Origin of the sequence: Hominisplanchenecus sp. (assembly GCF_046967715.1) — a bacterium.
Lineage (GTDB): Bacteria > Bacillota > Clostridia > Lachnospirales > Lachnospiraceae > Hominisplanchenecus > Hominisplanchenecus faecis.
Genome location: NZ_JBKVNQ010000068.1, coordinates 1 through 12,926 on the forward strand (window position 1 = coordinate 1; position 12,926 = coordinate 12,926).

Annotated in this window: 13 protein-coding genes and 1 tRNA gene; 11 read left to right on the forward strand and 3 right to left on the reverse strand. The window is 44.3% G+C overall.

From position 1 onward, the window contains the following. Positions 1–85 precede the first annotated feature (85 nt). A complete protein-coding gene (locus ACLTL4_RS09600) occupies positions 86–1,723 on the reverse strand; it encodes an ABC-F family ATP-binding cassette domain-containing protein (protein WP_022119640.1) in 1,638 nt (545 codons plus the stop codon). 275 nt (positions 1,724–1,998) lie between these two features. On the opposite strand from ACLTL4_RS09600, the gene ACLTL4_RS09605 reads away from it, so the two are divergent. From ACLTL4_RS09605 to ACLTL4_RS09615, 3 genes are all read left to right on the forward strand, one after another. Then, positions 1,999–2,226, forward strand: coding sequence for a hypothetical protein (locus ACLTL4_RS09605; RefSeq protein WP_226911882.1), 228 nt, complete (start codon positions 1,999–2,001; stop codon positions 2,224–2,226). Between the two features lie 62 nt (positions 2,227–2,288). Further along, the gene (gene asnB / locus ACLTL4_RS09610) at positions 2,289–4,133 is read left to right on the forward strand and encodes an asparagine synthase (glutamine-hydrolyzing) (RefSeq protein ID WP_147631170.1); all 1,845 of its coding nucleotides are present in this window, start codon (positions 2,289–2,291) and stop codon (positions 4,131–4,133) included. Positions 4,134–4,154: 21 nt separating this feature from the next. Continuing rightward, complete coding sequence (locus tag ACLTL4_RS09615; protein ID WP_173866959.1) at positions 4,155–4,799, forward strand: HAD family hydrolase; 645 nt, start codon at positions 4,155–4,157, stop codon at positions 4,797–4,799. An 804-nt stretch (positions 4,800–5,603) separates the two neighbouring features. Here the strand turns inward: ACLTL4_RS09615 and ACLTL4_RS09620 are convergent. Then, positions 5,604–5,677 (reverse strand) — tRNA-Arg (locus tag ACLTL4_RS09620). Positions 5,678–5,871: 194 nt separating this feature from the next. Between ACLTL4_RS09620 and ACLTL4_RS09625 the strand changes: the two genes are divergently transcribed. Next, a complete protein-coding gene (locus ACLTL4_RS09625) occupies positions 5,872–6,639 on the forward strand; it encodes a threonine/serine exporter family protein (protein ID WP_226911880.1) in 768 nt (255 codons plus the stop codon). Beyond that, entirely contained in the window at positions 6,639–7,097 is a 459-nt protein-coding gene (locus tag ACLTL4_RS09630; protein WP_022118385.1) for a threonine/serine exporter family protein, read from the forward strand. The genes ACLTL4_RS09625 and ACLTL4_RS09630 overlap by 1 nt, the downstream gene beginning before the upstream one ends. 48 nt (positions 7,098–7,145) lie before the next feature. On the opposite strand, the gene ACLTL4_RS09635 is transcribed toward ACLTL4_RS09630, so the two are convergent. After that, complete coding sequence (locus ACLTL4_RS09635; protein ID WP_022118384.1) at positions 7,146–7,343, reverse strand: hypothetical protein; 198 nt, start codon at positions 7,341–7,343, stop codon at positions 7,146–7,148. 449 nt (positions 7,344–7,792) lie between these two features. Between ACLTL4_RS09635 and ACLTL4_RS09640 the strand changes: the two genes are divergently transcribed. From ACLTL4_RS09640 to ACLTL4_RS09665, 6 genes are all read left to right on the forward strand, one after another. After that, positions 7,793–8,089 (forward strand): rhodanese-like domain-containing protein, encoded by a 297-nt coding sequence (locus tag ACLTL4_RS09640; RefSeq protein ID WP_022118383.1) that lies wholly within the window; start codon positions 7,793–7,795, stop codon positions 8,087–8,089. Between the two features lie 136 nt (positions 8,090–8,225). After that, positions 8,226–8,768 carry a phosphodiesterase gene (gene yfcE / locus ACLTL4_RS09645; RefSeq protein ID WP_173866701.1) on the forward strand — a complete coding sequence of 181 codons (543 nt, stop codon included), beginning with the start codon at positions 8,226–8,228 and terminating at the stop codon, positions 8,766–8,768. Between the two features lie 32 nt (positions 8,769–8,800). After that, a complete protein-coding gene (locus tag ACLTL4_RS09650) occupies positions 8,801–9,952 on the forward strand; it encodes a THUMP domain-containing class I SAM-dependent RNA methyltransferase (RefSeq protein WP_147631184.1) in 1,152 nt (383 codons plus the stop codon). Further along, entirely contained in the window at positions 9,949–11,334 is a 1,386-nt protein-coding gene (locus ACLTL4_RS09655) for a lectin like domain-containing protein (RefSeq protein WP_226911878.1), read from the forward strand. The genes ACLTL4_RS09650 and ACLTL4_RS09655 overlap by 4 nt, the downstream gene beginning before the upstream one ends. Positions 11,335–11,384: 50 nt before the next feature. Beyond that, positions 11,385–12,014, forward strand: a complete 630-nt coding sequence (rdgB, locus tag ACLTL4_RS09660) for an RdgB/HAM1 family non-canonical purine NTP pyrophosphatase (RefSeq protein ID WP_412290409.1) — start codon at positions 11,385–11,387, stop codon at positions 12,012–12,014. Beyond that, positions 11,992–12,471 (forward strand): metallophosphoesterase family protein, encoded by a 480-nt coding sequence (locus ACLTL4_RS09665; RefSeq protein ID WP_022118378.1) that lies wholly within the window; start codon positions 11,992–11,994, stop codon positions 12,469–12,471. The genes rdgB and ACLTL4_RS09665 overlap by 23 nt, the downstream gene beginning before the upstream one ends. The last annotated feature ends 455 nt before the right edge of the window (positions 12,472–12,926 follow it).

The following is a 12,926-nucleotide window of genomic DNA, read 5'->3' on the forward strand; positions in this document are numbered from 1 at the left end:
TCCACCTATGAGCAAGCTCATGTGGATTTAGACCTTTTGACCCTGGCATCATAAAGTATATTCAGAAAGATCTGATCTTGATGATTTAGTTGTCTTCCAGAGTTCCCTCTGTGCTGTAAACCTGACGTTTCTTTGCCATTTCATCGCTTGCCAGGTATTCGTCGTAGGAAGTGATCTTGTCGATCAGTTTTCCGTTTGGCAGAATCTCCATAATACGGTTTGCCGTTGTCTGCACAATCTGATGGTCGTGGGAAGCAAACAGGATCACACCTGGGAATTTGATCATGCCGTTGTTCAGGGCAGTGATGGATTCCATATCCAGGTGGTTGGTAGGTTCGTCAAAGATCAGGATGTTTGCACCGGAGATCATCATCTTGGAGAGCAGGCAGCGGACTTTCTCACCACCGGAGAGTACACGAACCTGTTTCACACCGTCATCACCGGCAAACAGCATACGTCCGAGGAAGCCACGTACATAAGTTGCATCTTTGATCTCGGAGAACTGTGTCAGCCAGTCTACGATCGTCAGATCATTGTCGAACTCTTTGGTGCTGTCCTTTGGAAAATAAGCCTGAGATGTGGTGACACCCCATTTGAAAGAACCTTCGTCCGGTTCCATTTCGCCCATCAGGATCTTGAAGAATACTGTTTTTGCAAGTTCGTTGCCGCCGACAAAAGCGACTTTGTCATTTCTTCCAAGTGTGAAAGAAATATCATCGAGTACTTTTACGCCGTCGATGGTCTTGGAAAGATTCTCTACCATCAGTACTTCATTGCCGATCTCACGTTCCGGACGGAAATCAATGTACGGATATTTACGGCTGGAAGGACGGATCTCATCCAGCTGGATTTTTTCCAGAGCACGTTTTCTGGAAGTAGCCTGTTTGGATTTGGAAGCGTTGGCACTGAATCTGGAGATAAAGTCCTGTAATTCCTTGATTTTTTCTTCCTTCTTTTTGTTTGCTTCTTTCATCTGACGGATCATCAGCTGACTGGATTCGTACCAGAAGTCATAGTTACCGGCATAGAGCTGAATTTTACCGTAGTCGATATCTGCGGTGTGGGTGCAGACCTTATTCAGGAAATAACGGTCATGGGATACCACGATCACCGTATTTTCAAAGTTGATCAGAAATTCTTCCAGCCATTCGATCGCACCGAGATCCAGGTGGTTGGTCGGCTCGTCGAGAAGAAGGATGTCCGGATTGCCGAACAGGGCTCTTGCAAGCAGGACTTTGACCTTTTCGTTACCGTTTAAGTCGCCCATCAGAGTATAATGCAGATCCGGTTCAATGCCAAGACCGTTTAACAGTGTGGCTGCATCAGATTCTGCTTCCCAGCCGTTCATCTCAGCAAATTCGCCTTCCAGTTCGCTGGCACGGATACCGTCTTCTTCGCTGAAATCCTCTTTTGCATAAATGGCATCTTTTTCTTTCATAATATCATAGAGACGCTGATTTCCCATGATAACCGTGTCCATGACCGTAAACGCATCATATTTAAAATGGTCCTGTTCCAGGACGGAGAGACGCTGTCCGGGTGTGATGACAATATTGCCGTTGGTAGTGTCGAGCTGACCGGAAAGAATCTTCAGGAATGTGGATTTGCCGGCACCGTTGGCACCGATCAGACCGTAGCAGTTTCCCTCTGTAAATTTAATATTTACATCTTCAAATAATGCTTTCTTACCGATACGCAGAGTCACATTGTTTGCACTAATCATTTTTAACCTCCAGAAAGTATATTGTATACAATAATAATCGAACGAAATACATACAAAATCAGCTGTATGTATTCTGGTCAGTATCACTGACATTTTACCTGTTCTATTGTAACCGAAAACAGGAAAAAAGCAAGAGCCAGAACGAAATAACTGAATATAAGAAGCAAAATAATGGGTTCATGTTAAAAAAACAAGAAAAAATAACTGGATATTCTTGAAATTTTGTAGTATCTTTGCATGGTATGTTGTTAAATTAAGTGGTATATTATGATATCATGATGTTGGAGTCAAAAGTCCCCAACTATGATGCCTACGGATTGTTCCGTGCATTGCACTCCCACAATCCTCTCCAGTATTCGCATATCGTGGGATTATCATCCCACTTTTATGTCTACGCTCCGCTTCGGTCGGAGCAAAACGAACATCCACTGGATGTTCTGCTCCATATCTGGGCGGGTCCCAAGGTCTTTCATCCACCTATGAGCAAGCTCATGTGGATTTAGACCTTTTGACCCTGGCATCATATCATATGAAAAATTGAAGTGCATGAAAGTAGGTGTAGATTATGTGTGGAATTTGTGGAATAGCAGGAAAATACGACAAACAGAAGCCGGTAATCGAAAATATGATGAAAAGTATTTATCACAGAGGTCCGGACGGCGGCGGAAACTATATAGATGAGGATGTTGCACTGGGATTTCGAAGACTGAGCATTATCGATCTGGACTGCGGCAATCAGCCGATGTTCAATGAGACGGGTGAAGTTGTAATCGTATTTAACGGTGAAATTTATAATTATCAGGAACTTACGAAAGAACTTCAGGCAAAAGGACATGTGTTTGCAAACCATTCTGATACAGAATGCCTGATCCATGCATATGAAGAATACCACGAGAAAATGCTGAAAAAGCTTCGCGGAATGTTTGGATTTGCCATCTGGGACAGCAAAGAGAAAACATTATTTGCAGCCAGAGACTTTTTTGGCATCAAACCATTTTATTATGCGGAAATCAATGGAAATCTGGTCTTTGCATCCGAGATCAAAGCAATCCTGGAATATCCGGAGTACAAACGTGAGCTGAATGAAAAGGCTCTGAGCCATTATCTGAGCTTCCAGTATTCTGCTATGGATGAGACTTTTTTCAAAGGCATCTATAAATTAAATCCGGGATGCTGTCTGAAATACAAAGACGGCAAATTAAAAGTTTCCCGTTATTTTGATCCGACTCTGGTACCGGAGAAGCATCAGGATGAGAAAGCGATCGTAGAAGAGATCAAGGAACGTGTTGCCGAGTCGATCGAGGCACATAAGATCAGTGACGTAGAAGTAGGTTCTCTGTTATCCGGTGGTGTGGATTCCAACTACATTGCAGCACAGGGACATTTCCAGAATACATTTACGGTAGGATTTGCAGAAGACAACGGCAGATACAGCGAGATGGAGCGTGCAAGAGAGATTGCAGATTATGCGGGAAGTACCTGCCATCAGAAAGTGATCACACCGGAAGAATACTGGGCAGTGCTGCCGAAAGTGCAGTATCATATGGATGAGCCTTTAGCCGATCCGTCCGCAGTTGCCCTTTGGTTTGTAGACGAACTGGCAGCAAGCAAGCTGAAGGTAGTTATGTCCGGAGAAGGTGCGGACGAGTTGTTTGGCGGATATGTGATTTATCATGAACCAGTCTCTTTACGTCCGTTTAAAGTATTGCCGGCAGGTCTGAAAAAGAAGATCAAAGAAAAACTGGAAGACAACAAAAAGAATTTTAAGGGAAAGAATTATCTGATCCGCGGATGTACACCGATTGAGGAGCGTTTTATCGGAAATGCTTATCTGTTCCATCCAAAGGAAAAAGCAAAAGTCTTAAAGAGCAGCATTCCGGCAGAAGATCCGAAGACACTGACGGCAGCCTGTTATCAGAAAACCAGAAAACTGGATGATACCGCACGTATGCAGTATATTGACCTGAAATTCTGGCTGATCGGAGATATCCTTCAGAAAGCGGATAAGATGAGTATGGCACATTCTCTGGAGACGCGTGTTCCGTATCTGGATATTGAAGTTTATAAGACGGCCAGAAAACTTTCTTTTGATAATAAAATCCGCAAGACACAGACAAAATATGCCTTCCGTGAAGCTGCACACAGCATTCTTCCGGAGCAGGTGGCAACACGCAAAAAACTGGGATTCCCGGTACCGACACGTGTATGGCTCAAAGAAAAGAAATATTATGATAAAGTACGTGCTGCATTTGAAAGCGAAGCATCGAAAAAATTCTTCCAGACGGATTACCTGATCAGGCTGATGGATGATCATTATAATGGTCTGGCAGATAACAGCCGTAAAATCTGGGCAGTCTATACCTTCCTGGTATGGTACGATGTCTACTTCGGTGAGCAGCAGAGCGCTTAATAAAATGGGAGAACTTTACTTATGATAAAGAAAAAAGGTGCGATTTTTGATATGGACGGTACGCTTCTGGACTCTATGTGGGTCTGGAGGCAGATTGACGTGGATTTTCTTGGCAGAAGAGGATTTGAAGTGCCGTCGGATTATCTGGAGATGATCACACCGATGGGGTATTACCGGGCTGCCGAGTATACGATTGAGCGATTCGGACTGAATGAAAAGCCGGAAGATCTGATACAGGAATGGCATGGGATGGCAGCAGAAGCCTATGCGAAAAAGGTGGAGCTCAAATCCCATGCAAAAGAATATCTGCTGAAATTGAAAAAGGCCGGTACACGCATCGCTGCGGCGACCTCATCGGCTTACGAGCTGATTGCACCCTGCCTTGAGCGAAATGGCGTGCTGGAGTGCTTTGATGCATTTGTGACTACCATGGAAGTGCCACACGGCAAAGATTTCCCGGATGTTTATCTGGAAGCGGCAAAAAGACTGAAACTTTCGCCGGAAGAATGCCTTGTCTATGAAGATATCTATAAAGGAATCTGTGCGGCGAAAAGTGCAGGGTTTAAAGTTGTGGCCATGCGGGAAGAAGCATCTATTGATGACCAGGAGAAAATCCGGCAGGCATCAGATTATTACATAAAAGATTTTGTGGAACTCCTTAAATAAAAATTGACCGTTGGTTTCCTGGCAGGTGTAAAGAACTGAAATGCCGCACATTTTAAAATAGTGTTTGCAAAAGAATAGTATTGCATGTGCAAATGAACGAATTCCCCGAAGGGCACGTAAAAGTGCCTTCTTGGGAATTGTTCATTTTGCACATTGCTGTACGTTTTTGAACGGCCATAGTTTTTAAAAACACTTCATATCATATTTTACACGCTGGCAGGAAACAGCCTTTTGCCACGCTGGTGCACGCAGAAAGTTTTTAGAATCAAAACATTCCGCATCAAGATAGTAAAAAAACAGAGGCACAGTGACGGCATTGAATTTCCGTTACTTTACCTCTGTTTTTTTCATGTTCTGTCTTTTGGCTCGAAAGGCTGTTCCACTTAAGAGACTCCGGGCAGACCAGGAGCTTTTGGCAATGTGCAAACGAACGGTATCGTAAAAAATAGTGCGTAAAATAATACAGCCATGATGAATTCGAAAACAAATCGCTCTGACGGTAGCAAGGCTTCCGTCGTGAGGTTTGCGATGCTGCCGCCCCAAGGAGCCGCTGTCTGAGCCTCGAAGAGGCGAGTTTAGGCGAAGGGCGGCTAACCGGCGAGCGAACCGAACAGGAAACGCAGCGTGTCAGGAGATTGTTTTCGAATCATCATGGCGTTATATTTTACATATAAGTTTTCTTAATGCCCATCTTCTTGCCCTTCGGACAAGAAGCATCCCTCGCTCTAAAGAGCTCGGTCAATTTTTATTGAGGATATTCTTGCAAAGAAAAAACCGCCAAAGTCAACGACTCTAGCGGTTCACCGTGCGTTAGAAGATTCGAACTCCCGACCTTTTGGTCCGTAGCCAAACGCTCTATCCAGCTGAGCTAAACGCACATTTTGTTTTGTTGCTTTGCTGTGTACCTCAGCAACAATGAGAATTATATAGTATGTTTATGGAAATGTCAACACTTTTTTTGAAAAAAATAAAAAAATTTTTGAGCCTGTTTTTATGGCTTTTTGCTTTGGGCAATGATAGAATAAATGAGGTAGTATTTCAGAAAGAAAAATCAGGAATGGAGGGCATAGCTTTGGATAAAACCGCAGAGTGTAAACTGGTTCTTGATACAGCGGTACTGGCAGGAAAGATCATGCTGCAAAGCGGAGCAGAGATCCATCGCGTAGAAGATACCATTCACAGGATATTAAAAGTGTCAGGCATGAAAACAGCAGAAGCGTTTGTGATGCCGACCGGTCTGATCGTCACGCTCGATGATCCGCGTATGGATTCCATGACCGTTGTCAAACGGATCAAAACAAGAGGAACGAACTTGAGCAGGATTGCAGAAGTGAATGACATTTCAAGAAGATTCTGTTCCGGGAACATCAGTCTGGAAGAAGCATTTCACAGTCTGAAGCATATGAAACAGTACACCTATACAGCTTTGCAAAAATACATCGCACAGATCATGGTAGCGTTTTTCTTTGCGATTCTGCTTGGCGGGAACGGATGGGATGCAGTTGGGGCAGGTGCGGCAGGTATTGGCATGGTTCTGATCCTGTACCTTGGAAGAAAGATCGGGTTGAATGATTTTTTTCAGCTTTTGCTTGCTTCAGCGGTAATCGCAGTTGTGGCATATCTGGCAGCAGAGAATCCATATCAGACGATACAGATGGATATTGTGATCATAGCGGCGATCATGCCGATCGTTCCGGGAGCTGCCATAACAACGGCTGTGCGGGATACGATGCAGGGTGATTATGTGGCAGGAGGAGCAAAAGCACTGGAAGCATTTGTCAGTGCGGCGGCGATCGCGGCAGGCGTTTCATTTGGAATGATCCTGACGGGGGTGATGTGATGATTATACAGGTGATAGCGGCATTTGCGGCCATTTTTACATTCGCAATGGCACTTGAAATACCGAAAAAATATCTTATAAACTGCGGCTTTATCGGTGCGGCCGGATGGTTTGTCTATCTGGTTGTACTGCAAAGATTCGGGATGATGACAGCTAATCTGCTCGGTGCGGCAGCTATTACACTGCTTGCCCATTTTTTTGCAAGAATCAAAAAAGCACCGGTGACGATTTTTCTGATCCCGGGGTTTCTGACACTGGTTCCGGGGGCAGGATTATATCGCAGCGTGCATTACTTTTTTATAGGAAATCGAAGCATGGGAGCTGCCTACCTGGTGCAGACACTTCAGATTGCGGGTGTGATCGCACTTGGCATATTTATGGTCGATTCCCTTGTGGAGATCATTGGAAAAAGAAAACAAAAAGAAGAAAAAAACAATCAGAGTCAGGTAAAAAAATAGCAGGTGCAGCATGGGACTGCACCTGTATCATAGAAAAGCGGTAATGGTTTATTCCATTTCGTCTTCGTCGTAAGCGTCGTTATGGCAGTTTTTGTCATAGCTGCTCTTACCGGCATAGTTTTTTGAAGTGGTTTTATCGTAGGTGTTTTTCGAATCGTAAGCATTTTTTGAAGTAGTCCGATCGGTTTCGTTTGTGGAATTGTAAGTGTTCTGTGTGCGGTTTTTCGAATTTGCATTTTTACTCATGTCAATTTCCTCCTTGTGACTGTAAATTCATTCCGAAGGCACGAGAGACTTTGTGTGCGTTTCTGGTCAGTACGTCTGAGATTGATCTGAGAGAACTGCACTGCATCTTATGTGGTGCCTTCTGACATCTTATAGTTTCTTCAAAAAGTGAAAAAATATAATGGAAATCATTGCCAAAATCTGCCGATGTTTTCATAATAGACAAAAAACAGAAAAATACTTATTGCAATTTTTACCAATATATATTATAATTCAACTGTAAAAAGAATTTACCCTTCAAAAATTTTTTTTACGAACCCCTTATTAATTATTTATACTCCCCTCGAAACATCCGGTAGCTCCCCTACCGGATGTTTCATTTTACGGAAAATCAAGTCTTCGGAAGGGGTTTTTCAGATACCATTTTCTGTTTTATGGCATATGGTATACTGGAAGGAGTGAAGGGATTTATGGAATATGAAATGATTTCGGAAAAAGAACTGGATCGCCTTTTGGAAAAAGAACAGGGTTTTGTGATAGATCTTCGCTCACCGTGGGAATATGCAGCTTATCACATTCCGGGAGCGGTGAATATTCCGTATGAACGGCTGAAAAAGGTTCGGGGACTGCCAAAGAATGTTCCACTGATTTTTTACTGTGAACGTGGTTCAGTCAGTATGGTGGCGGCAAGGGAGATGGCAGAAAAAGGATACCGGGCAAAGAGTCTGACCGGCGGCATCCATTCCTGGCACAGAAGGCTTGGATAGAGGCAAAAAAGATTGACAGGGAAAAACAGCAAGATTATAGTTAATAAACAGGAAGAGAACAGTGAAAAAGGGCTGAAAAGACAGCTGTTCTTTTGCCTTGAAATGCAAAGTGAAAAAGAAAAGGAGAATATACGATATGAAATTGATGTTTGCATCTGATATACACGGTTCTGCGTATTATTGCAGAAAGATGCTGGAGGCATATCAGGCGGAGGAGGCAGGCCGCCTGATTCTTCTCGGGGATATTCTGTATCATGGACCGCGAAATGATCTGCCGAAAGAGTATGCTCCAAAAGAAGTGATTGCCATGTTAAACCTGATGAAGAATGATATCTGTGCGGTTCGCGGAAACTGCGAGGCTGAAGTAGACCAGATGGTACTGGATTTCCCGGTGATGGCAGATTACGCTCTGATTCTTTACGGAGAACGTAATCTATATGCCACACATGGTCATATTTATAATGAAAACAATCTGCCGCCTCTGAAAAACGGGGATATTCTGATCCACGGTCATACGCATGTATTAAAAGCAGAAAAAAGAGAAGATTATACACTGCTCAACCCGGGATCGGTATCGATCCCGAAAGAAGGAAATCCGCCAAGTTATGCAATCCTGGAAGATGGTCTGTTTACGATCAAAGGATTTGATGGAACGATTATAAAAGAACTGCAGCTGTAGACAAGGGACAGATGTGAAGATACGGAGAAAATATGAAAATTTATGAACTGATCGCCCCATGCCATTTCGGGCTGGAGGCAGTATTGAAACGGGAAATTACAGATTTAGGTTATGAGATCAGCAAAGTGGAAGACGGAAAGGTGACTTTTCTCGGAGATGCCGAGGCCATCTGCTATGCAAATATTTTTCTGCGGACGGCGGAGAGGATCCTTCTGAAGGTCGGAACGGTGCATGCAGAGACGTTTGACGAGCTTTTTGAGGGTGTCCGTGCTCTTCCGTGGGAAGAATATATTCCGGAAAACGGAAAATTCTGGGTTACAAAGGCAACTTCCGTAAAGAGTAAGCTGTTCAGTACCTCGGATATTCAGTCCATTGTGAAAAAAGCAATGGTAAAAAGGATGGAAAAGGCTTACGGGAAATCCTGGTTTGAAGAAGACGGAGCTTCTTTCCCGGTAAGGGTAACGTTTATGAAGGATGAGGCGGTGATCGGACTTGATACTACCGGAATTTCGCTGCACAAACGCGGATATCGTCAGAATACAGCAAAAGCCCCGATCTCGGAGACGCTTGCAGCAGCACTGATCATGCTGACACCATGGAGAAAAGACCGTATTCTGGTCGATCCGTTCTGCGGAAGCGGTACCTTCCCGATCGAGGCCGCCATGATGGCGGCAAACATGGCACCGGGCATGAACCGCAGCTTTTTATCAGAAGCCTGGCTGCATCTGATCCCGAAGAAAAACTGGTACGATGCGGTGGAAGAAGCACAGGAGCAGATCAATCTGAATATCGAGACAGACATTCAGGGATACGATATCGATGCGGCAGTGGTGCACAGTGCAAGAGAAAATGCGAGAAGAGCCGGAGTGGAAGAACTGATCCATTTCCAGCAAAGACCGGTCAGCGAACTGCATCATCCGAAAAAGTATGGTTTTATCATCACCAATCCGCCGTATGGAGAGCGTCTGGAAGAAAAAGCAGAACTTCCGGCACTTTACCGGCAGATCGGAGAGAGCTTTGACCGTCTTGATACCTGGTCCAAATATATGATCACCAGTTACGAGGATGCACAGCATTATATAGGAAAGAAAGCGGACAAGAACCGTAAGATCTATAATGGTATGATCAAAACCTATTTCTATCAGTATCTGGGGCCAAAACCTCCAAGACGGGAGAAAAATTGAAAATAAGGTTTTTAAGAAGTATGCGAAATGCTCTGGTGATCGTGATCGTATGCCTGAGTGTGTCGTTGTTGTATGATGTATACAAAGAACCAATCGACCGGCTGCTGCATCTGGATCAGACAGAGACGAACGAAACCACAGAAACCGGAAACAGGAAACAGAAAACGAAAAAACAGGCACAGAAGCCAGACGGACAGCAGGAAGAAGGTCTGCCGTCCGCTTATGATGGACGCATGACGGGCAAAGCTCCGGAAGTGAAAAATCAAGGTACGTTTGGGACTTGCTGGGCAGTTGTTACTTCGTCTGCCCTGGAATCACGGCTGCTGCCGCAGGAGGATATCGTTTTTTCGGCGGATCACATTTCCACACAGAACAGCTATGCAATCGGTCAGGAAGAGGGAGGAGCCTACAACATTGCGATCGCCTATCTGACGGCGTGGCAGGGACCGGTGACCGAAGAGATGGATCCTTATGGAGATGGTGTTACACCGGAAGGCCTTTCTCCGGTAAAACATGTGCAGGAAGTTCAGATCGCAGAAGATAAGGATTTTGATGCGATCAAAGAAATGATTTACCGGTACGGAGCCGTTCAAAGCTCGATCTATATGGATATGGGCGGGACAAAAGTGACATCTGAATACTATGATCCGGAAAATACTTCCTACTATTATAATGGAGAGGATGAAGTGAACCATGACATTCTGATCATTGGATGGGATGATGATTATCCGGCGGAGAATTTTACGAAGACTCCATCGAAAAACGGTGCGTTTCTGTGTCAGAACAGCTGGGGCGAAGGCTTTGGCGACGGCGGAAGATTTTATGTTGCCTATGATGATACACAGATTGGCAGAAACTGTGTGGCATACACAAGGATTGACGGGATGGATAACTATGACCATCTTTATCAGACCGATCTGTGTGGCTGGGTCGGAAATATGGGCTATAAAAAAGAAAGCTGCTGGTTTGCAAACGTTTATACGGCAGATAGTACACAGACGCTGCGTGCAGTCGGGTTTTATGCAACCGGGCCGGAGTCGGATTACGAAATCTATGTGGCGGCAGATTTTAAAAACGAGATGTCACTTGTTTTGCCAAAGAAGATCCAGAAAGGTCATCTGGAACGAAAAGGGTTTTATACGATTGATCTGAAAAAAGAAATTTCCATAGCAGAAGGAGAAAGTTTTGCTGTTATGGTCAAAATAAACACACCGGGCAGTGATTATCCAGTGGCGATGGAATATCGGGCCGATGACCAGACTGCAAATGTAAATCTGGAAGACGGGTGCGGCTACGTCAGCGTGGACGGTTACAGGTGGAGCCGGATCGAAGAAGAGTATGGCGGAAATATCTGCCTGAAAGCCTATACAGATAATCGCTGATGTGCTATGATAACGAATATAGGATGAACAAAAGCAGAAGGGAGAAAATCATGAAGAAAAGAATTGTTTTTGCAACCGGAAATGCCGGGAAAATGAAAGAGATCAAAATGATCCTGGGAGATCTTGGGATGCCGGTTGTCTCGATGAAAGAAGCCGGTATAGAGGCAGACATTGTAGAAGATGGAACGAGTTTTGCAGAGAATGCACAGATCAAGGCAAGTGCAATCTTTGAAAAATGCCATGATATCGTGCTTGCAGATGATTCTGGACTGGAGATTGACTACCTGAACAAGGAACCGGGCATTTATTCTGCACGCTATATGGGAGAAGATACTTCCTATCATATCAAAAATGCAAATCTGATCAGCCGTCTGGAAGGGGTGCCGGATGAGAAACGTACCGCACGTTTTGTCTGTGCGATTGCAGCGGTTCTTCCAAATGGAGAAGTGCTGCACAGTGAAGGCACGATCGAAGGAATCATCGGATACGAAGAACAGGGTGAGAATGGCTTTGGATATGATCCGATCTTTTATCTGCCACAGTATGGATGTACAACGGCACAGCTGGAGCCGGATGTGAAAAATGAATTAAGCCACAGAGGCAAGGCATTGCGTGCGATCAAAGAACAGCTGAGAAAATATTGCGAGGAGGGAGCATATGAAGATACTGATCGTCAGTGATACGCATGGAAGACTGGAAAATCTGGAGCGGGTGATCGAAATGACAAAACCGATCGATGCCCTGATCCATCTCGGAGATGTGGAAGGACAGGAAGATTACATACGCCGTCTGGTTCCGTGTGCAGCCTATATGGTCAGTGGAAACAATGACTTTTTTTCCATGCTCCCAAGAGAACTCGAGTTTGAACTCGGCAAATATAAAGTGCTGATCACACATGGTCATTATTATTATGTTTCCCTCAATACCGAGGAGCTTCGCCGCCAGGCAAGGAGCAGGGGCAAAGACATTGTGATGTTCGGGCATACACACAAACCGTATCTGGATACGGAAGACGGGATCACGATCTTAAACCCAGGCAGTCTGTCTTATCCGAGACAGGAAGGACGCAGGCCAAGTTACATGATCATGACCATAGATGAGGCGGGAGAAGCCCGCTATGAAATCTGTTATCTCTGATAAAACTTGATATAGCCTCCGGCGGATTGCAGAGGTGCACAGAAGAATATGTCATATGATGGATGACGTACACCGCACAGCAACAGTGCCGGAGGCATTCTTGAAATAGAAGAAAAGCAGCGTTTGATAACAGATGTGAAAAGATCGCAGCAAAAACGGTGAAGATCAAAATTGTTTGGAATTTTTGGAATTGTTTAAACTTTTTTGAAAAAAGGTGTTGACAGAAGAGAAAAACGATGGTATGATACAACACGTTGAAGGCAATGAGCCGGAAACAAAGCGGGAAAATAAAATGACAACAAAAAAATGTTGAAAAAAGTAAAAAAAAGTACTTGACAGACAGAAATAAAAGTTGTAAAATATATCTCGTGTCAAACAAAAAAAGAGAAATGCATATAAGCAAATAACGGGGTGTGGCTCAGCTTGGCTAGAGCGCCTGGTTTGGGACCAGGAGG

Excerpts from the sequence above, each read along its gene's own strand:
- asnB (WP_147631170.1), top strand. The coding sequence starts at position 2,289 with ATGTGTGGAATTTGTGGAATAGCAGGAAAATACGACAAACAGAAGCCG.
- ACLTL4_RS09615 (WP_173866959.1), top strand. The coding sequence starts at position 4,155 with ATGATAAAGAAAAAAGGTGCGATTTTTGATATGGACGGTACGCTTCTG.
- ACLTL4_RS09635 (WP_022118384.1), bottom strand. The coding sequence starts at position 7,343 with ATGAGTAAAAATGCAAATTCGAAAAACCGCACACAGAACACTTACAAT.
- ACLTL4_RS09605 (WP_226911882.1), top strand. The coding sequence starts at position 1,999 with ATGATGTTGGAGTCAAAAGTCCCCAACTATGATGCCTACGGATTGTTC.
- yfcE (WP_173866701.1), top strand. The coding sequence starts at position 8,226 with ATGAAATTGATGTTTGCATCTGATATACACGGTTCTGCGTATTATTGC.
- ACLTL4_RS09630 (WP_022118385.1), top strand. The coding sequence starts at position 6,639 with ATGATTATACAGGTGATAGCGGCATTTGCGGCCATTTTTACATTCGCA.
- rdgB (WP_412290409.1), top strand. The coding sequence starts at position 11,385 with ATGAAGAAAAGAATTGTTTTTGCAACCGGAAATGCCGGGAAAATGAAA.
- ACLTL4_RS09640 (WP_022118383.1), top strand. The coding sequence starts at position 7,793 with ATGGAATATGAAATGATTTCGGAAAAAGAACTGGATCGCCTTTTGGAA.
- ACLTL4_RS09600 (WP_022119640.1), bottom strand. The coding sequence starts at position 1,723 with ATGATTAGTGCAAACAATGTGACTCTGCGTATCGGTAAGAAAGCATTA.
- ACLTL4_RS09665 (WP_022118378.1), top strand. The coding sequence starts at position 11,992 with ATGAAGATACTGATCGTCAGTGATACGCATGGAAGACTGGAAAATCTG.
- ACLTL4_RS09650 (WP_147631184.1), top strand. The coding sequence starts at position 8,801 with ATGAAAATTTATGAACTGATCGCCCCATGCCATTTCGGGCTGGAGGCA.